This is a genomic window from Sulfitobacter sp. M05 (assembly GCF_029285175.1).
Classification (GTDB): Bacteria; Pseudomonadota; Alphaproteobacteria; order Rhodobacterales; family Rhodobacteraceae; genus Sulfitobacter.
This window is the reverse complement of record NZ_JABEDH010000001.1, coordinates 593,796-610,730: the sequence shown is the minus strand read 5'-3', so window position 1 is coordinate 610,730 and position 16,935 is coordinate 593,796. Positions and strand designations below refer to the sequence as shown.

Annotated in this window: 18 protein-coding genes; 7 read left to right on the top strand and 11 right to left on the bottom strand. The window is 57.5% G+C overall.

Features of this window, described 5'->3' with window-relative positions:
- The first annotated feature begins 64 nt into the window (after positions 1–64).
- On the top strand, positions 65–1,267 hold the full coding sequence (locus tag HKX44_RS03070; RefSeq protein ID WP_276149829.1) for a cytochrome b/b6 domain-containing protein: 1,203 nt from the start codon (positions 65–67) through the stop codon (positions 1,265–1,267).
- An 83-nt stretch (positions 1,268–1,350) separates the two neighbouring features.
- On the opposite strand, the gene HKX44_RS03065 is transcribed toward HKX44_RS03070, so the two are convergent.
- Together HKX44_RS03065 and HKX44_RS03060 are read right to left on the bottom strand one after the other, a co-directional pair.
- Complete coding sequence (locus HKX44_RS03065) at positions 1,351–1,920, bottom strand: YceI family protein (protein ID WP_276149828.1); 570 nt, start codon at positions 1,918–1,920, stop codon at positions 1,351–1,353.
- A 252-nt stretch (positions 1,921–2,172) separates the two neighbouring features.
- Positions 2,173–2,667 carry a hypothetical protein gene (locus HKX44_RS03060; RefSeq protein WP_276149827.1) on the bottom strand — a complete coding sequence of 165 codons (495 nt, stop codon included), beginning with the start codon at positions 2,665–2,667 and terminating at the stop codon, positions 2,173–2,175.
- Between the two features lie 333 nt (positions 2,668–3,000).
- On the opposite strand from HKX44_RS03060, the gene HKX44_RS03055 reads away from it, so the two are divergent.
- The 4 genes from HKX44_RS03055 to rplI all read left to right on the top strand — a co-directional run bounded on the left by HKX44_RS03055 (position 3,001) and on the right by rplI (position 5,795).
- A complete protein-coding gene (locus HKX44_RS03055; protein WP_276149826.1) occupies positions 3,001–4,380 on the top strand; it encodes an MATE family efflux transporter in 1,380 nt (459 codons plus the stop codon).
- A gap of 151 nt (positions 4,381–4,531) precedes the next feature.
- Positions 4,532–4,894 carry a 30S ribosomal protein S6 gene (gene rpsF, locus HKX44_RS03050; protein WP_276149825.1) on the top strand — a complete coding sequence of 121 codons (363 nt, stop codon included), beginning with the start codon at positions 4,532–4,534 and terminating at the stop codon, positions 4,892–4,894.
- 29 nt (positions 4,895–4,923) lie between these two features.
- Entirely contained in the window at positions 4,924–5,151 is a 228-nt protein-coding gene (rpsR, locus tag HKX44_RS03045; RefSeq protein WP_005852865.1) for a 30S ribosomal protein S18, read from the top strand.
- A gap of 11 nt (positions 5,152–5,162) precedes the next feature.
- Entirely contained in the window at positions 5,163–5,795 is a 633-nt protein-coding gene (gene rplI, locus HKX44_RS03040; protein WP_276149824.1) for a 50S ribosomal protein L9, read from the top strand.
- 437 nt (positions 5,796–6,232) lie between these two features.
- Here the strand turns inward: rplI and HKX44_RS03035 are convergent, their stop codons facing one another.
- From HKX44_RS03035 to HKX44_RS03020, 4 genes are all read right to left on the bottom strand, one after another.
- A complete protein-coding gene (locus tag HKX44_RS03035) occupies positions 6,233–6,538 on the bottom strand; it encodes a hypothetical protein (RefSeq protein ID WP_276149823.1) in 306 nt (101 codons plus the stop codon).
- Between the two features lie 232 nt (positions 6,539–6,770).
- Positions 6,771–8,105 (bottom strand): trigger factor, encoded by a 1,335-nt coding sequence (tig, locus tag HKX44_RS03030; protein ID WP_276149822.1) that lies wholly within the window; start codon positions 8,103–8,105, stop codon positions 6,771–6,773.
- A gap of 159 nt (positions 8,106–8,264) precedes the next feature.
- The gene (locus HKX44_RS03025) at positions 8,265–9,149 is read right to left on the bottom strand and encodes a type IV pili methyl-accepting chemotaxis transducer N-terminal domain-containing protein (protein WP_276149821.1); all 885 of its coding nucleotides are present in this window, start codon (positions 9,147–9,149) and stop codon (positions 8,265–8,267) included.
- Positions 9,150–9,254: 105 nt separating this feature from the next.
- Positions 9,255–9,551, bottom strand: coding sequence for a DUF2312 domain-containing protein (locus tag HKX44_RS03020; protein ID WP_276149820.1), 297 nt, complete (start codon positions 9,549–9,551; stop codon positions 9,255–9,257).
- Between the two features lie 114 nt (positions 9,552–9,665).
- On the opposite strand from HKX44_RS03020, the gene HKX44_RS03015 reads away from it, so the two are divergent.
- Together HKX44_RS03015 and HKX44_RS03010 are read left to right on the top strand one after the other, a co-directional pair.
- Positions 9,666–9,905: a hypothetical protein gene (locus tag HKX44_RS03015; protein WP_276149819.1), complete on the top strand. Its 240-nt coding sequence runs from the start codon at positions 9,666–9,668 to the stop codon at positions 9,903–9,905.
- A gap of 161 nt (positions 9,906–10,066) precedes the next feature.
- Entirely contained in the window at positions 10,067–10,489 is a 423-nt protein-coding gene (locus HKX44_RS03010) for a TIGR01244 family sulfur transferase (protein WP_276149818.1), read from the top strand.
- Positions 10,490–10,608: 119 nt separating this feature from the next.
- Here HKX44_RS03010 and HKX44_RS03005 read toward each other — a convergent pair whose 3' ends face one another.
- The 5 genes from HKX44_RS03005 to HKX44_RS02985 form a co-directional block, all read right to left on the bottom strand.
- A complete protein-coding gene (locus HKX44_RS03005) occupies positions 10,609–11,877 on the bottom strand; it encodes a FliM/FliN family flagellar motor C-terminal domain-containing protein (protein ID WP_276149817.1) in 1,269 nt (422 codons plus the stop codon).
- A gap of 81 nt (positions 11,878–11,958) precedes the next feature.
- Positions 11,959–14,664 carry a sensor histidine kinase gene (locus HKX44_RS03000; protein WP_276149816.1) on the bottom strand — a complete coding sequence of 902 codons (2,706 nt, stop codon included), beginning with the start codon at positions 14,662–14,664 and terminating at the stop codon, positions 11,959–11,961.
- Positions 14,661–14,927: a hypothetical protein gene (locus HKX44_RS02995; RefSeq protein WP_276149815.1), complete on the bottom strand. Its 267-nt coding sequence runs from the start codon at positions 14,925–14,927 to the stop codon at positions 14,661–14,663. Before HKX44_RS02995 ends, HKX44_RS03000 begins: the two co-directional genes overlap by 4 nt.
- 13 nt (positions 14,928–14,940) lie before the next feature.
- Positions 14,941–15,306 (bottom strand): response regulator, encoded by a 366-nt coding sequence (locus HKX44_RS02990; RefSeq protein ID WP_276149814.1) that lies wholly within the window; start codon positions 15,304–15,306, stop codon positions 14,941–14,943.
- Positions 15,307–15,423: 117 nt separating this feature from the next.
- Complete coding sequence (locus tag HKX44_RS02985; protein WP_276149813.1) at positions 15,424–16,719, bottom strand: helix-turn-helix transcriptional regulator; 1,296 nt, start codon at positions 16,717–16,719, stop codon at positions 15,424–15,426.
- Between the last annotated feature and the right edge of the window lie 216 nt (positions 16,720–16,935).

The following is a 16,935-nucleotide window of genomic DNA, read 5'->3' as shown; positions in this document are numbered from 1 at the left end:
AAACATCAGATTGCCCCCGCCCCCCTGTGCAGTAACTATGCAGAACACACAGCAGGAGCAAAAGATGGCCATCACCAACACCGAAACCCGCTATGGCAGCATCAGCAAAGGCTTTCACTGGCTGACCGCATTGTTGATCCTGACATTGCTGCCGCTGGGATTGATTGCCAACTGGCTGCCTTATGAAACCGACGCCCAACTGGCGCAGAAGGCATGGCTGTTTTCGCTGCACAAAACCCTGGGCGTGAGCGCATTCCTTGTCGCGGTGCTGCGCATCCTCTGGGCCCTGTCCCAAGCCAAACCCGGCCTGTTGAACGCCGACAAACCGGCAGAAAGCTTTGCCGCCGAACTGGTGCATTGGTTGCTTTATGCCGCCCTTGTCATTGTGCCCCTGTCCGGCTGGATTTCCCATGCCGCGGCCGCCGGCTTTGCCCCGATCTGGTGGCCCTTTGGTCAGGGGCTGCCCCTGGTGCCAAAATCCACAGGTGTCGAACATGTCTTTGGCGCGCTGCACTGGATCGCGACCAAGGTTCTTGCCCTGTCGCTGGCGCTGCACATTGCTGGTGCGCTGAAACACCACGTTATTGACCGCGATGCCACACTGCGGCGGATGTTGCCGGGTGAGCCGGTGATCGGACCACTGCCCGCCCAAACCCACAGCAAAACGCCAGTCCTTGCGGCCAGCCTTGTCTGGGCGATGGTGATTGCTGCCGGTTCGGTGATGGGCACAACTGGCAAGGATACCGCCAGACCCGATGTTGCCCTTGCGGATGTCACCTCGCAATGGCGTGTTCAGGACGGCAGCATCGCCATCACTGTTGTGCAATTTGGCAATGAAGTCTCTGGCAGTTTCGTAGACTGGACTGCCGCTATCCAGTTTGACGAAACAATTCCCGATGGCGAGGTCGGCCATGTCACCACAACAATCGCAGTTCCGTCTTTGACGCTTGGCTCTGTAACCCAGCAGGCAATGGGCGCAGATTTCTTTGACGCAGAAACCTATGCCACCGCGGTCTATGATGGTGTAATTCGCCACGGCATCGACGGTTATGAAGCGGCGGGCACTTTGACCATCAAAGACCGCTCTGTCCCTTTGGTGATGCCGTTCGGTCTGGCTGTGAACGGGGACGTCGCCGAAATGCGGGCGGACCTGACATTGGATCGGCGCGACTTTGGCATTGGTGACAATGTTGGTGACGAGGGCAGCCTGGCCTTTGCGGTCAAGCTGGCCGTGAAACTGACCGCCACCCGCGCGCCAGAGGAATAGTCCGCAGGCCGCCCCCAAGATAGGAAAAAGCCCGCCGGATCAGCAATCCGGCGGGCTTTCTCTTGGTGATCATTCAGCCCGGCTTATTCGGCTTTCATCGCCTCAACTGAAATGTTCAGCGCAACCGCATCGCTCACGGCGGGGGCAAAGGCACCCAAGCCGAAGTCAGAGCGCAGCACTGTCGCCGTGGCATCAAAACCCATCCACTTCTTACCGGCCATTGGGTGGGTGTCTGCCTTGTTCAATTTGGCATCCAACACGACGGACTTGGTCACGTCATTCATGGTCAAATCGCCAGTGATCTTGGCGGTGTCATCGCCGGTGATTTCAATACCGGTGGAGGCGAAAGTCACCATGTCGCCGTCTTGCGCATCAAAGAAATCGGCCGTCATGAAGTGGCCAGTGCGTTTCTCCCAACCGGTAAACATCGAACTCACCGGCATAGATACTGTCACAGAAGAGTCCGCTGGTGCATCAGCATCGAACATGATCTCGCCCTCGAAACCCGAGAACATCCCGTAGGTTGTCGAAAACCCGAGGTGGTTATAGCTAAACAGTACCTGACTGTGGCTTGCATCCAGAACATATTTATCAGCGGCAAAGGCGCTGCTGGCACCAAGGGCCAACGCGGCGGCAAGGATCATTGTTTTCATCGGGTCTCTCTCTTGTGATTAAGGGGCTGTCCCGGTTAGTTTGCCATGCCCCGCGTCGTTTACAACCCTGTACCACCCCACAGCCTTTGCGCTCTTGCGCACATATACATGGCGAATAACCGCCAAACCCACAAAAACGCACGATACTGTGATCTGCCGTGATAAGATGTCGGGCCTACGGATGCTTCTGACAGCTTGCGCCAAGGACCATGCGTCAGCCACAAACATCCAGCCGCTGGCATTCAGGGCTTTTCAGGCCAGCTTGCCGGCGTCCCGCAATCCGGCGACAAGGCTGGTCAGGGCGTTGCGGTCTGTGAGGCTTACCTCTGCCAGAAACCGGCCAGCCGGATCCCACAAACGCACGTTATTGCCCTCGTGTTCGGCATGGGACAGATCGGCAAAACTGCTACTTTGCAAAACCTGATCCTCCATCCCGCGCTGCCGGCGCACAAGACGAACCTCGCGGCGAATGGTGTCGATCTCAACTTCGGGGGCCCGCGGTGACGCCCCCTGACTGATCAGACCAAGACCTGCGATGATGGCGGTCAGTGACAAGATCAGCTTGAACAACATAACATCGCTTTCCCATGATGACCCCGGTGCAAGCCACAGCCCCAATGCGGCAAGCGTTAAGGACACACCAACCAGACGCTGGGCACCACGTGCAATCATACGCCCCCCGTCCGCCATACGAACCGGCTCAATGGCTTGGGGCCGGGCATTTGCAAAATCAGCTGCTATCGTCATTGTCTCGATTCCTCAGTCTTCTTTTGTTTTTCGTTTCCTGTTGATTAACCATTGCTGCGCAAACGCGGCGCAAATGCGGCACCAACTGGCCCGGCCTGCGTCGATGTCTGGGTAATACGATGCCGAACCGCACCAACACGATCATGCCGAAACAGGCTTGCGCAGGAACATCCAAGCGATTAGCCAATGAACTTATGGTCCGGCCACCAGCCGCTCGCGGGTTTTTCCTTGGTGAAGTGTCGACATTATTCCGTCTGACCTTTGTCCAATGTTCCCGACGGTCGGCAATGCGAGCCCCCTCTTACATGCGGAACATCTGAAAAGAGGTTCAAGATGTCACACCCCAATTCCTTCACGCATGGTCCCCTGGGCCAAATTTTCGCCAAGACCGCCTTGCCCATCATTTTTGTGATGGGCATGAACGGGCTGCTTACCGTGGTCGATGCCATCTTTCTGGGGCGCTATGTCGGTGCCGAAGCCCTCAGCGCCGTTACCCTGATCTTTCCGTTCTATATGCTGATTGTTGCCCTCGCCACCTTGGTATCTGGGGGCATGTCCAGTATTCTTGCGCGTCAGTTGGGCGCGGCAGACATGGCCGGTGCCCGCGCTACCTTTGCCGGGGCACATGGCTTTGCCCTGTTCGTGAGCGCGGCCCTGATCCTTGGCTACCTGCTGTTTGGTCGCACACTCAGTCTGGCACTTGCCTCCGGCTCTGAACCGCTGGCGGATATGGCGCAGACCTATCTGGCCATCACCGCCTTTGTGTCGCCCTTGGCCTTCCTGTTGTCTGTCCATTCTGACGCCCTGCGCAATGAGGGCCGCGTGGGGTTTATGGCCGCGATGAGCCTGCTGGTTTCGATCTCCAACATCGGGTTCAACTATGTGCTGATCGCCATGATGGGCCTTGGTGTGGCCGGATCTGCCATTGGGACCGCCCTTGCCCAGCTGCTGGCCTTTGCGATTATTCTCACTTACCGACTGACGGACCACGCCGAGCTGCACCCGCGGGTCGTCATGCAGACCTCGCTCACGCAGGGCTGGTCGCGCATCCTTGCTCTTGGTGCCCCGCAAAGCCTGAACTTCATCGGGATCGCGCTTGGGTCTGCTGCCGTGATCACTGCGCTGCAAATGTTTGAGGTCCTAAATTATGCAAACACGGTATCTGCCTTCGGGATCGTTACCCGCGTGATGACGTTTCTGTTCTTGCCCCTGCTGGGGCTGACCTTTGCTTTGCAATCCATTGTCGGAAACAACTACGGGGCGCAGGAATGGCAGCGGTCGGATCAAAGCTTGCGACTGGGGATCTGGATTGCCTTCATCTATTGCAGCTTCTTTCAAGTGATCCTGATGGTATTTCCCGAAACCATCGCAAAAGCATTTGTGGATGACCCCGCGGTGATTGCAGCCTTTGCCCATATCATCTCCTTCACGGTTGCCATGCTCTGGCTCGCCGGGCCGTTGATCGTCATCGCAAGCTATTTCCAAGCCATCGGCAACGCGTCCCGCGCTGCAATCCTCGGCCTGAGCAAACCCTATGCTTTTGCCTTGCCGCTAACATTCGCCCTTCCCGCGATCTGGGGTGAACCCGGTATCTGGATGGCCGGCCCGCTTGCCGAAATCCTGATGGCGCTTTTGACCATTGCCGTTCTGCATCAGGCGTCAACGGCCCTGAACCTGCGGCGCGGGCTTTTCACGGCTGCCGCCTCACGGTAACGGCACCGCGCAGCCCCCTTGCCCTGCCCGCTATACCGTGTATATGGGCAGTTCCTTTGCAAGACGAATGAACCGCGCAGTCTCTCGTGGTAGGGCCGCAAAGGATATTGCCCTGCCTATGAAATGCGCCTTGATATAAATAGGAGTGCACATGCCGCTATATGAGCATGTTATGATTGCGCGTCAGGACCTGTCCAACACGCAAGCTGAAGGCCTTATCGAACATTTTGGCACCGTCCTCGCCGACAACGGCGGGAAACTCGTGGATAGCGAGTACTGGGGCGTCAAGACAATGGCCTATAAGATCAACAAAAACCGCAAGGGCCACTATGCCTTCCTGCGTTCGGATGCACCAGCAACCGCCGTTCAGGAAATGGAACGCCTGATGCGTCTGCACGACGACGTGATGCGCGTTTTGACCATCAAAATGGACGAGCACAAAGAGCTGCCATCCGTTCAGATGCAAAAGCGTGACGAGCGTCCCGAGCGCGGCGAACGCCGCGAGCGCCGTTGATCACCAGCTTGAAGAAAAGGACTTAAACCATGGCTGCAAAACCATTTTTCCGCCGTCGCAAAGTCTGCCCTTTCTCGGGCGACAATGCACCTGCGATCGATTACAAAGACACACGTCTGCTGCAACGCTACATCTCTGAGCGCGGCAAAATCGTTCCTTCCCGTATCACAGCCGTATCGGCGAAAAAGCAGCGTGAACTGGCCCGTGCCATCAAACGCGCCCGCTTCCTCGCCCTGCTGCCCTACGCCGTTAAGTAAGGAGAACCATCATGCAAGTTATCCTTCTCCAACGTGTGGCCAAACTGGGCCAGATGGGCGACGTCGTTGACGTAAAGCCAGGCTTTGCGCGCAACTTCCTGTTGCCACAGGGCAAGGCGCTGTCCGCGTCCAAAGCCAACATCGAAGCTTTCGAGGGCCGCAAGGCACAACTCGAAGCGCAGAACCTTGAGACCAAAGCAGAAGCAGAAGCAATGTCTGCCAAGCTCGACGGTCAGCAGTTCATCGTGATTCGTTCTGCGTCTGACGCTGGCGCGCTTTACGGTTCCGTCACCACCCGTGACGCAGCCGAAGCGGCAACTGCCGAAGGCTTTACCGTGGATCGCAAACAGGTTGTCCTGTCCGCGCCCATCAAAGAGCTGGGCCTGCACGACGTTTCTGTTGTTCTGCACCCCGAAGTGGAAGCCACCATTCAGCTGAACGTTGCACGTTCCGTTGAAGAGGCTGAGCTTCAGGCATCTGGCAAGTCCATTCAGGAACTGGCCGCTGAAGAAGAAGCCGCTGCAGACTTCGAAATCGCAGAACTGTTCGACGATATCGGTGCCGCGGCATCCGAAGACGACGATCTGGTTTCGACACCTGAGGGCGAAGAAGCCGGCGACCAGGACGACACAGCCAGCGCCTAAAACGGCAAAGGCTTAAGGGCCGTGTTGAAAAGAAATAGAAACGCCGCGCAGTCCTCTGCGCGGCGTTTTGCTTTGCCCTGATAGCGCCCCGATCTGATCACCCCTGCCCCACAATGACGAGCATGCGCGCCAATGACAGCACCGCAAAAGTCAGCCACTGCCCAGTAAAGCCTTCCACCTTTAACCTGAGCCATCATAATCGCTTTTCGCGTTCGACCAAAGTGAGAAGCCGCGAACGAGAGTTTCATGTTTAAGGCGGGATGCTCTAGGGTCCTGCCCCTAACACGCATGGTCTGCCTAATTCACTGTCTGGTTTTTACTGGAATACCCCAATGGTCAACCGGCAAGAAGGCGGGTCAGTTGACCATTCCGGGGGCTAAAAGGGCGCTTTGCGCCGTACAAAGCTGGGCCATACTGGCCCAACTCCGCGTTTGGTACTACGTGTTATCCCGGAAAATCCGGCTTAACAACTGGCGGCCCTTGCTGGGGAAACCTTTTAGTAGGGTATGTCCCTGTTCCGGCGATACAAGCGGCAATTCCTCGGCCTCGCCCCTTGGCGTATTCGCGGCACAGTTCTGACAATATGCGGTCCATCCAAATCCAGCCGCTGGCGTCGCTCTGGAATGGCCGGTCTCTGCCGGAAACCGGGAAAACTCCCCCGCGTCCTCGGCAAGTAAGGCAGCAATGGATTTCAGTGTTAAAACAATCCTTTCAGGATCATCTTCACTCTCAATAGGATCCATTCTTTCAAAGTCCATTTCCGTAGTCTCCCAAAACCTCTCCCAAGATCAGGATACCCACCGATCTCTTCTAAGCGCAGCAAATGACGTCGAATTGTGGTCACTTAGTGAAATGGGTTAGGCGATTGATGGGCATAGGTTGCATTCCAAAAATCAAATACATCTATAACGTGATGTGAAAAAAGGGGCCGTACATTCCTGCACGGCCCCTTCTAAATCAGTAGTTAAGGTGATCTCACTCAGAGTCTTCGAGTGCCTCAACCGCCTTCTGAAGATCTTCCTTGGAAACGGTTTTTTCGGTCACATTCGCACCTTCCGCAATGTGATCGACAACTTTGTCCTCGAACAAAGGTGCACGCAACTGCTGCTGCATCTGCTGGTTTTGCTGAACGAACTCAAAGAACTGGCGCTCCTGACCCGGGTACTGACGTGCCTGGTTCATGATTGCCTGTGTCATTTCGGCGTCGGTCACCTCAACTTCGGCTTTCTGACCCAGTTCGGCCAACAGCAGGCCCAAGCGCACGCGGCGTGTTGCCAGTGTCTTGTGTTCATCCGTGGTTTCGATTTCAGGGTGGTCGTGGCCCTGAACTTCAGGGTTTTCCTCGTGCCACAGCTGATGTGCGATCTGGCCAGCTTCGGCTTCAACCAAGGAAGGGGGCAGATCGAAATCAACCATCTTGTCCAGTTCGTCCAGCAGACCGCGCTTCATGACCGCGCGGGATGCGCCAGCGTATTCGGCTTCCAGACGTTCAGCGATCTGGGTCTTCAGACCAGCAAGATCTTCGGCACCGAACTTGGCCGCCATCTCGTCGTTGATCTCGGCGGCGACAGGTTCTTTTACTTCTTTGATCGAGCATTCGAAGGTGGCTTCTTTGCCCTTCAGATGCTCGGCCTGATAATCGTCAGGGAAGCTGACTGTGACCAGTTTCTCTTCTTCGGCTTTCACGCCAACCAGCTGCTCTTCGAAGCCCGGGATAAAGTTGCCGGAGCCCAGCACCAGCGGGAAATCTTCAGCTGCGCCGCCCTCAAAGGCTTCGCCATCAACCTTGCCAAGGAAATCCATAACAACCTGATCGCCGTCTTTGGCTTTTGACCCCTTTTTGCGGACCTTAAAGTCCTGTGCGGTCTCGGCCAGATTGGTCAGCGCTTCGTCGATGGCTGCATCGTCGGCTTTAACAACCAATTTTTCCAAATTGATTTTGGACATGTCCAGTTCTGGAATTTCAGGCAGCGCCTCATAGGACATTTCAACGTTAACGTCGTCGCCCTCTTTCCAGTCTTCGTTGGTCATTTTGACTTCAGGCTGCATCGCTGGGCGGTCGCCGGATTTTTCAAAATGCTCGGCCATGGCGCCATCAATGCTCTCCTGCATCGCTTCGCCCATAACACGCTGGCCAAACTGCTTTTTCAACAGCGCCATTGGCACTTTGCCTTTGCGGAAACCCTTCATCTCGACTTCTGGCTGCGCTTCGACCAGCTTTTCGTTGACCTTGGCTTCCAGTTCGGCGGCCGTAACCACGATGGAATATCCGCGTTTCAGACCTTCGTTCAGCGTCTCATTGACCTGCATGTGTGCTCCATAGGAATAAGCCGCGCGGGGCCCGCGCGGGGTAAAATTTTCATCCTTCTATTTGGGTGCGTGCCAAGGTGCAAGAGGCCTTTGCGCAGGGCTGTATCAGGGAATAGCCCCCGGCGCACCTCAGGCTAGAGCCACACAAACAAAGCGACCTCAGTTTGCGGCTGCGTGCTTTGCCCAAAACCCGACTGCGCGATTCATCTCGACCAAAACCAGATCTATCTCTGCGACAACAGTCAACATCTGGGCCAGAGACAATTGTTGTTCGTTCAATGTGCTTTTGAATGCTGGCTCCACGCCGGACCAAAGCTCCGCCACCAGCGCCAGTTGTTCTTTGATTTCGGGCGTCGGTGCAGCCAACAAGCCAAGTTTTGCATTCCCGTCGATCAAGCCGCGCAATGTCTCTTGAAACAGAAACATCGAGCTGCGCAAATCTGCCAAACTGGCATCCACGTCCATCCCGACGTTAATAAAGCACATGTCCTTGGCAATCCGCTGGCTGAGCATCCGCTGGCGGCCCGCCAGATCAAGTGTGGTTTTTACATCCGCACCCAAACCAGAGCCGCCTGCCGCCTGCACGATCAGGCCAACCGCCTCGTTCATCCGTTTCAGGGTCGGCAGGTTACGCTCAATCACCAATTGCATCGGCACGGAATGCAGATCACCAGCGGCAAGTTGCAAGGTTGATTGCACCAATGGGTGCGCTATGCTTTGAACGTCATCAAGCGCGGCGCGGGCCGCCCCCTCGTTCTCCCCGCCCATTTCAGCGTTGCCATTCAGCAGAAAGTCCAAATTTTCAGCGAATTCAATCGCTGAGGTGGAGGCAATCCGGCGTTGGTTGTCAGCGTCGATCCCGACAATGGCATAACATACCGCCTTTGACATCCTCTGACTGAGCATCCGCTGGCGGCCCGCAATATTAATCCGCTTGGATATTTGCGCGCTTGTCCATTTCGATGGGCCGGCGATACTTTGGGAAAGAGGGGAAAAAGCCGCAAATGAAAGTAAGAGCGCGCTTACCAGCAGGAGTTTGCGCATATCAAGCATTCCTCTTAATCCGTTTCTCGGCATGTTCGGGTCAACAGCTCTGAGAAACGGACTAAGGGCAGGATATTTCTATTTCGTTATCATCGGCACAGGGCGTTACATGCCCAATGCTTCTTTATACATTTCCATGACCGCCTCTTCTTCGGCGATGTCATCTTTGTCACGCTTGCGCAGGGCAATCACCTTGCGCAGCACTTTGACATCGTAACCGCGTGATTTGGCTTCGGCCATGACCTCTTTCTGCTGCTCAGCCAGATCTTTCTTTTCGGCGTCCAACCGTTCGATCCGTTCGACAAACTGGCGCAATTCGTTGGCGGTGACACGATAGGTCGCATCGCCCTGTGCCTCGACAACATCGGATTGCGGGGCGGGATTGGTGGAAAAGTCGCTCATATATTCGGGATCCTGACGTTGAGGTGTGTCTGTTTCCCTGCCTGATTACCGCCCCGCCCTGCGACCTGCAAGCCGCCCTTGCCCTGCCATTTCATTTGTCGTAGCCAAGCGCCCATGGAACCAAAAGTAACATCAGTTTTCGACATCATCATCTGGACGGGTGCCGGATTGTCCATGCTGGGCCTGTTCGGGCTGGTCTGGTGCATCGTACGGGTCAGCCGCGCCAAACGGGCCAATCTGGATGACGAGGCAATGCGCAAGGTGATCCAGTCCGCGATGCCGCTCAATCTGGGCGCATTGTTCCTGTCCGTAATCGGGCTTATGATGGTGATCATCGGCATATTCCTGGCCTAGGTGCCCTGCCCACCACTGGAAAACCCCAGCATCCGCGAAGCCTTTTTCCACCCCGACACCAATACCAGCTCTCAACGTTCTCCCTGCCCCCCAGCCTGATTTGATGGGCGGACAGAAAGACACCTATGGACAGGCCGGGTGGGCTTTCGTACATCTGCCCCATGGATATCAGACAGTTGACCCCCCGCTATTTCGTGAGCCCCCAGATTGCCGCCGAAGATATGGCCGACCTGGCCGCGGCTGGCATTACACGCATCCTGTGCAACCGTCCGGATGCCGAAGTGCCGCCCAGTCACAGCGCCGCAGCCATCCGCGCGGCAGCCGAGGCCGCCGGCCTGTCCTTTGATGCGCAGCCCCTGACCCATCAGACCATGGTGCCCGAGGTGATCGCCAACAATCGCGCGCTTGGCGTAGACACCGGCGACGTCGTTCTGGCCTATTGTGCATCGGGCACACGCTCAACAATCGCGTGGGCTCTTGGCCAAGCCGGCGAGATGGAACCGGACACCATTATTCAGGCGGCACAGGATGGTGGATATGATCTGTCCAACATGCGTCAGGTGCTGGCGCAGAAATTCGGCTAAGGCCATGCCTCTGTGCTAGTGGGGTAAGACACTTCAGAACTTAAGTGTCCCCAGCACCGCGCAATGGCCATTCTGCACTCCAGGCAAACAGGCATGAAAGACGCCCTTTTCCAAGGGCGTTATCCCGCGTCTAATTCTGGCAGGTCCGGGCTTAACTCAAGGTCGGGTAAATCGGACATATCCGGCAAATCAGGCAGATCCGGCAAAACATCAGCCGGCGCTATTGCCCCCTCGTCATCAAGCCCGGGAAGATCAGACATGTCTGGCATATCCGGCAGGTCTGGTAGATCGGGTAAATCTGGCAGATCAGGCAAACCTGAGGCCTGCGCCTGTGCTGATGCCCCCCCCTGCTCTGTGGTATCGGCAGTGAATGCCGGGGCAGAGATATCCGGCAGGTCCATCTGCTCACGATCACTAGCGCGGCGTTGCATTTTTGGCAGGACATCGCCGGTTGCGTCCAATTGCACGGCCCGCACCCCGTCAAGCTGGCCCAATGTTCCGCGACCGACCCCACGCCCTGCAAGCGTCTGAACGCGCACTTTGGCGAAATCGGTTGCTCCAAGGTCAAGGATATCTCCCGCTGCCAACTTGCCCAGATCCCGCAACGGGATACGCAACCGGGCCAGCGATATACGCAAATCAACTGACAGCTTCATCACCGTATCAGCCAAGGTGACCGGTTGCTGAGGGCGGACGGGTGTCGGCGTTTGGCTGTCTTGTCCTTGCGGTTCAGGAATAGCCCCGCCTTCTTCCACCTGCGGCAAACACATCACGATGCGGCCCTGCCGCACGCCCCCCGCGATATCAACGTCAACATGCAGGATCTTGTACGCGGGCGCGTCCAGCGACAGGGCCATCACGCGAACATCCTCGACCGGCGCACCGAACCGAAAACCAGAAATGAGCCGCTGCTCTGCCGGATCTTCGGGCAAAACGGCCGCACGCACCAGCAAGGCATCCAGAAACGGGGCGGCAATGGCAGCATCTGTCGGGGTCATCGGACGTGGTGCGGCATCGGTTTCCGGCAGCACCCGCCCCATGGTTTGCTGCTGGATCAAGGCCCCGACCATCGCCGGGTTCATCATCAAAGCGGCGCGCGCCCCATCGGGCCCATCAAACAACATAAGCAAGTCCTTTTCGCTTAGCTGTTGGTCAATTTCCTCGCCCTCGCACATCTGGCTGCGGATGCTGAGGGCGGCGAGTGACATTTCAAACTTTTCTTCCGCAACCTTGGCCAGCGTCACGCGCAGCGCCTTGGCAAGGGACATCGCCCGGGCCTGATGCTCGGCACGCCCCGCTTTGGCCTTGCGATGCAAGATTGTGTCCATGGGTGCATCGCCACTTTCTGCGGTGCTTGCCGACCCTGCCATATCCTGTTCTGATCCCATCAACTTTACCCGCTCATGCGGTCCCTGATGTCAGATATAGCGGAACAAGTATTACCAGAGCCTTTAGGCAGGCCCAACGGATCAAGGAGACGGAACGGTTTTCACCACCAGTGCTTTATGTGGCAGGGTGACCTGAAACGCGCCACCTTGCATCCCGGCCAGATAGCGCACCTTGCCACCCAACCGCTCCATGATCTCCTGACAAATGGCTAGGCCAAGCCCGGCCCCATCGCCCTGTGATCCGCCGACACGGTAGAATTTCTCGAACACAACGGCCTGTTCATCGCCGGCGATCCCCTTGCCATTATCAACGAAATCAATCGTCAGCCCCGTTGCGGTCAGACGGGGGGTGATGGTCAGTTCGGGGGTCTCAGCCTGACAGTATTTCCGTGCATTGCTGATCAGATTGATAAAAACCTGCACCAACCGGTCAAGGTCGGTGTTCAGCACCACATGGGTTTCCTGCGGTGCCACCCGAACGTGCAACCCCTCTTCGCCGCCCGACACCACCGTCGTCACCGCCCGTTCAAGCACAGCGTGCAGCGGCTCTTGCCCCAGATGCAAAGAAACCTGACCATTTTCCAGCACCGACAAATCCAGCAAATCATCCAGCAACCGGGTCAGGCGGATCGTTTCGGCGTGGATGATCGAAGCATAGCGCGTCTTGTCCGCCTCGCTCAGACTCCCGGTATCGCGCAGAATTTCCGAGAACGACCGGATTGAGGTCATCGGCGTGCGCAACTCATGGCTGATCTGGCTCAGGAACCCGTCTTTTTGCAGCGACAGCTGGGTCAGCTTCTCGTTTGCGGCCCGCAACTGCGCCGCTGTGACAGACAGCTCGCGTGATTTCTGTTCCAACTGGCTGGAATACTCCAGCATTTGCGCCGATTCATCAGCAACCGCCAGCAAATCCTGCACCGATATCGAACTGCCCCCGACAATCTGTCCGACCATCGCATGGGCGGTCGCCGCCCCGACAGAGGCCGCCAGCTCGCGCTCAAGCGCTTCGATAAAGGCTGGCGTCGGTTCTGGCAAATGCCCCGACAGGCCCTGTGCCTGTGTCTGTTTGCGAAAAAATGCCTGCGCCTCGGCAGCGCCCATGATGCGCTGGCTCATGATCATCAAATCTTCGCTGCCCGCCACCGAAGCGGTCCAGACCCGCGAGGGACCGGCATGATCCGTCACATTTACAAACTGCGCCCCCTGCAACCGCTCGACCGGCTCGGGGAAGGAAAAGATCGAGATCACAGTGAACACAAGCGTATTCAGCGACAGGCTCCAGACCACCGCATGTACAGTCGGGTCCAACCCTTCGATCCCAAACAAGGCCCGTGGCCGCAGCCAGCCCGCCCCCAGCAGCCCCTGATCAAAGGTCTCTTTTGACAGCGCCACGTCGATGCCGAAACTGGGCAACAGCATGGTAAACACCCACAAGGCAAAGCCGGTACCCAAGCCACAAAACGCCCCGGTCCTTGTGGCCCCGCGCCAGAATATGCCCCCAAGCAGCGCCGGAAGGAACTGCGCCACACCGCCAAAGCTGATGGTGCCAATCGCCGCCAATGCGCCGCTGCCGCCAGAAGCGCGATAATAAAGGAACCCCAATGCGATCACCAACAGGATGCAAAACCGCCGCGACTGGATAATCACGCCGCGCACATCCCCCGATTGCGCCGCCCCGCCCTGACGCAGCGCCAGCCAGACCGGCATAATGATATGGTTGCTAACCATGGTACTCAGTGCGAGGGTTGCCACGATCACCATCGAGGTCGCCGAAGAAAATCCGCCCAAAAACGACAGCATCGCCAACCCGTTCTGGTTCTGGCTCAGCGGCAGGCTGAGAACAAAGAGGTCCGGGTTTGATCCCGCTGGCAACAGGTCCAGCCCAACAACCGCGATGGGCACGACAAAGAGGCTCATCAACATCAGATAGGCAGGAAAGGCCCACGAGGCGATCTGCAAAGAGCGGTCATCGTCGTTTTCGACCACCATCACCTGAAACATCCGCGGCAGGCACAAAAAGGCCGCGGCTGACAACAGGGTCAGCGTTGCCCAGCGGCTGCTTTGCACCTCCCATTCGCCAATGTCTGACGCGTCGATCCGCGCCAGCATTTCAGTCAACCCCCCGGCAAGCCCCCAGACCACAAAGATGCCCACCGCCAGCAAAGCTACAAGTTTGACAACAGCCTCAACGGCGACGGCGATGACGATGCCGTGGTGGCGCTCGTTGACGTTTAGGTTGCGGGTGCCGAACAGTACCGTAAACAGCGCCAACCCCATCGCCACCCAAAAGGCCGCGCGGATCGGGTGCAGCCCTTGTCCGCCGCCCCCGTCAGATGTGGCAAAGATCGAAAAGGACAAGACAACCGATTGTAATTGCAAAGCAATATAGGGTGTCACCCCAATAACTGCCATCAGGGTAACAACAATCGCCAAGGCGTTCGACTTGCCATAGCGCGATGAAATCAGGTCGGCAATCGACGTCACCCTCTGGCTGCGCCCGATGCTGACAAGGCGGCGCAATATCCACCACCAGCCGATCATCACCAACGAGGGCCCCAGATAGATCGTCAGATACTCCAGCCCTGAACGGGCGGCATAGCCTACCGCGCCGTAAAACGTCCATGCGGTGCAATAGATTGACAAGGACAGGGTATAAACCAAGGGCGAGCGCAGGATGGCGGCGAAACGCCCCCGTGCCGACGCCCGTTCCGCAAGGAAAGCAACCACGAACAGAAAAACCACATAGGCCAGACATACAAAAATCAGCTGGTTGATGCCGACACTCATTCAGGCGCATCCGTTTCACGTTCGCGCAGCCGGGCGGTTTTCCACCACAGCACCGCCCGCATTGCCACCAGCATCAGCCAGACGCCAAACAGGTAGAGCAATGCCGTACTCATGGCGATGCCACCGTCTTCGGCTTGCGGCAAGGGCCACATCAGGGGCACCATCCATAACGCCAGACCAAAGAGCGGCAACAGGCGCACCGCATCCATCAATCGCCTTGCCCGGTAGGACCGGCGTTCCAGAAAAACAGGACCGTTCGCCATTGGCACCCCCTGCTCAGCTGGTCAGCTCGCGCACTGCGTCCAGCATTTCCGAATTCGAAAACGGCTTGGTCATGAACCGGCTGACACCTGCCTTTTCCGCCATCTCGCGGTCGCGGGCCTGTCCCCGCGCAGTGAGCATCAAAACCGGCAAGCCCTGCATCGCCGGGTCGGCCCGCAAATCGTGCAGAATATCGAACCCTGATTTGCCGGGTAACATCACATCCAGCATCACCAGATCGGGTGCTGCCTTGCGGATCACCTCGACTGCGGTCGCCCCATTGGCAAGCGTTTCAACCCGCCATCCCTCGTTGGACAGCAGAAACCGGATCGCTTCGGCAATGTTCAGTTCATCCTCGACCAGCACAACATGTTTACTCATGCGCAGCGCCACCTCCCCTTGTCCCATATGCCGTCCGTCTATCGCGAAAGGTCACACAGTGGCGGCAACCATGCACCGGACGGGAGAGGCTGTCAAAAGATGATCTGCCGGCCCGGCTTAAACGCCCGCACTGATCACCGACGGTTCACGCCGCGCGCGGCAGGGTTCCTGCGGACAGACCCTGCACGTTGAGCCAACAGCCACTGCATCCCCGGTGCCCGCCCCTGCGGGCAACAGCAACATAACCGCCTGCATCAGCGGTGCCGCGTTATATCCCTGCGTTGCGATGGCCCCGGCGGCGGCATAACCAACAAATGGCGCATCCGCGCGCCCCGATTGGGTGACATGGCTGCGGATTACACTGCCGGGCTGACCAAGCGCCGAGAATAGCGGCCACAAGGGGCAGCAGGCCCCGTGACGCGGCACCGTGAACCCTTCGATGGATTTGCGGAAAATAACCGTGCCCGAACGATCACAGACCACCAACCCGGCCCCAAGCTCAGGCAAGGCCGCCATCCGGCGCAAAAGGCAGGGCATCGGGCAATTCAGATGGCTGGCCAGTGCCAAAGGATCGGTGCCAAGACTGGTGACCGCCGCGCGCAGTGTCGACAGTTTGAGGAGTGCAGCGTCCTCAGTCACCTGCCGCAACACCAGCCCAGCAATGAATTTCGCGCCTTGAGACCGCAGTTGCGGGGCGCTTTGGACCATTTGGTCGATCAGATGAGGGGCAACATGATCCGCCTCCAGCGCGGCAAAGCTGAAATCCTGCGCAGACAGGTAGGATTCGACTTCTTCCTGCGGTGAACTGGCTGCATCTGCGGTATCCGCATCGGCATCCAGATAGGCCACAATTGCCTCGGTGCTGTCGGACAGGCGGCGGCTGTCTTCATCAATGTTGGCATGAAACCGGTTGCGCCACTCCGGCTCAAGCGTTTCGTTCTCGGCCAGAATGGCCGCCGTGGACCGGATGGCCGCTGCCGTCGACAACAGCTCGTGCATCGAAGCCGCCAAATGCGGATCATGGGCAAGGCGATCACTCAGGGCTTCGACTGTTTGCTCCAGCGCTGCGGCGCGTTTTGCCGTGCCTGCCAGCACATCCGCCCACCCGGGGAATCGCCCGGCAAATTCATCAGCGCGCGTAACTTCATCCCCGCTCATGCCCGCTGCATCCGCCGCGTCGCGCAGGGTAGCGATCAGGGCCGCTTCTGCCCCATCAGTCAGCGCCTGCGCCTCGACGCCCAAAGCGCCGGCAATGTTCAGCAGCAGTTTGCCGCCGATTCTGCGCCGGTTGTGTTCAATCAAATTCAGATAGCTGGGCGAGATGCCGGCCAGACGCGCCAGATCTGCCTGCTTTATGCCCGCCATAATCCGCCGTTCCCGGATCCGACTGCCCGTTAGTGCTTCACGTGCCATCAAATACAACCTTTGATCAAATGGGCAAAACCGCGCAATTTCAATGCGTTTCTGCGCTGCAACATTAGAGAATTTACAATTTCATAGATACCGCAGCTAAAATATTTACAAATTTAGCGAGACGTTCAAGGGGGTTATTGATCAATTTTCGCAATATCGGCGATAGTTGCTTTGCACAATTGTGCCGCACTGCTTGGGAGAAAAGAGGCAGGCGAT

Bases quoted from the DNA above. Each gene is read 5' to 3' on its own strand.
- HKX44_RS03070 (WP_276149829.1), top strand. From the start codon at position 65: ATGGCCATCACCAACACCGAAACCCGCTATGGCAGCATCAGCAAAGGC.
- HKX44_RS03065 (WP_276149828.1), bottom strand. From the start codon at position 1,920: ATGAAAACAATGATCCTTGCCGCCGCGTTGGCCCTTGGTGCCAGCAGC.
- HKX44_RS03060 (WP_276149827.1), bottom strand. From the start codon at position 2,667: ATGACGATAGCAGCTGATTTTGCAAATGCCCGGCCCCAAGCCATTGAG.
- HKX44_RS03055 (WP_276149826.1), top strand. From the start codon at position 3,001: ATGTCACACCCCAATTCCTTCACGCATGGTCCCCTGGGCCAAATTTTC.
- rpsF (WP_276149825.1), top strand. From the start codon at position 4,532: ATGCCGCTATATGAGCATGTTATGATTGCGCGTCAGGACCTGTCCAAC.
- rpsR (WP_005852865.1), top strand. From the start codon at position 4,924: ATGGCTGCAAAACCATTTTTCCGCCGTCGCAAAGTCTGCCCTTTCTCG.
- rplI (WP_276149824.1), top strand. From the start codon at position 5,163: ATGCAAGTTATCCTTCTCCAACGTGTGGCCAAACTGGGCCAGATGGGC.
- HKX44_RS03035 (WP_276149823.1), bottom strand. From the start codon at position 6,538: ATGGATCCTATTGAGAGTGAAGATGATCCTGAAAGGATTGTTTTAACA.
- tig (WP_276149822.1), bottom strand. From the start codon at position 8,105: ATGCAGGTCAATGAGACGCTGAACGAAGGTCTGAAACGCGGATATTCC.
- HKX44_RS03025 (WP_276149821.1), bottom strand. From the start codon at position 9,149: ATGCGCAAACTCCTGCTGGTAAGCGCGCTCTTACTTTCATTTGCGGCT.
- HKX44_RS03020 (WP_276149820.1), bottom strand. From the start codon at position 9,551: ATGAGCGACTTTTCCACCAATCCCGCCCCGCAATCCGATGTTGTCGAG.
- HKX44_RS03015 (WP_276149819.1), top strand. From the start codon at position 9,666: ATGGAACCAAAAGTAACATCAGTTTTCGACATCATCATCTGGACGGGT.
- HKX44_RS03010 (WP_276149818.1), top strand. From the start codon at position 10,067: ATGGATATCAGACAGTTGACCCCCCGCTATTTCGTGAGCCCCCAGATT.
- HKX44_RS03005 (WP_276149817.1), bottom strand. From the start codon at position 11,877: ATGGGATCAGAACAGGATATGGCAGGGTCGGCAAGCACCGCAGAAAGT.
- HKX44_RS03000 (WP_276149816.1), bottom strand. From the start codon at position 14,664: ATGAGTGTCGGCATCAACCAGCTGATTTTTGTATGTCTGGCCTATGTG.
- HKX44_RS02995 (WP_276149815.1), bottom strand. From the start codon at position 14,927: ATGGCGAACGGTCCTGTTTTTCTGGAACGCCGGTCCTACCGGGCAAGG.
- HKX44_RS02990 (WP_276149814.1), bottom strand. From the start codon at position 15,306: ATGAGTAAACATGTTGTGCTGGTCGAGGATGAACTGAACATTGCCGAA.
- HKX44_RS02985 (WP_276149813.1), bottom strand. From the start codon at position 16,719: ATGGCACGTGAAGCACTAACGGGCAGTCGGATCCGGGAACGGCGGATT.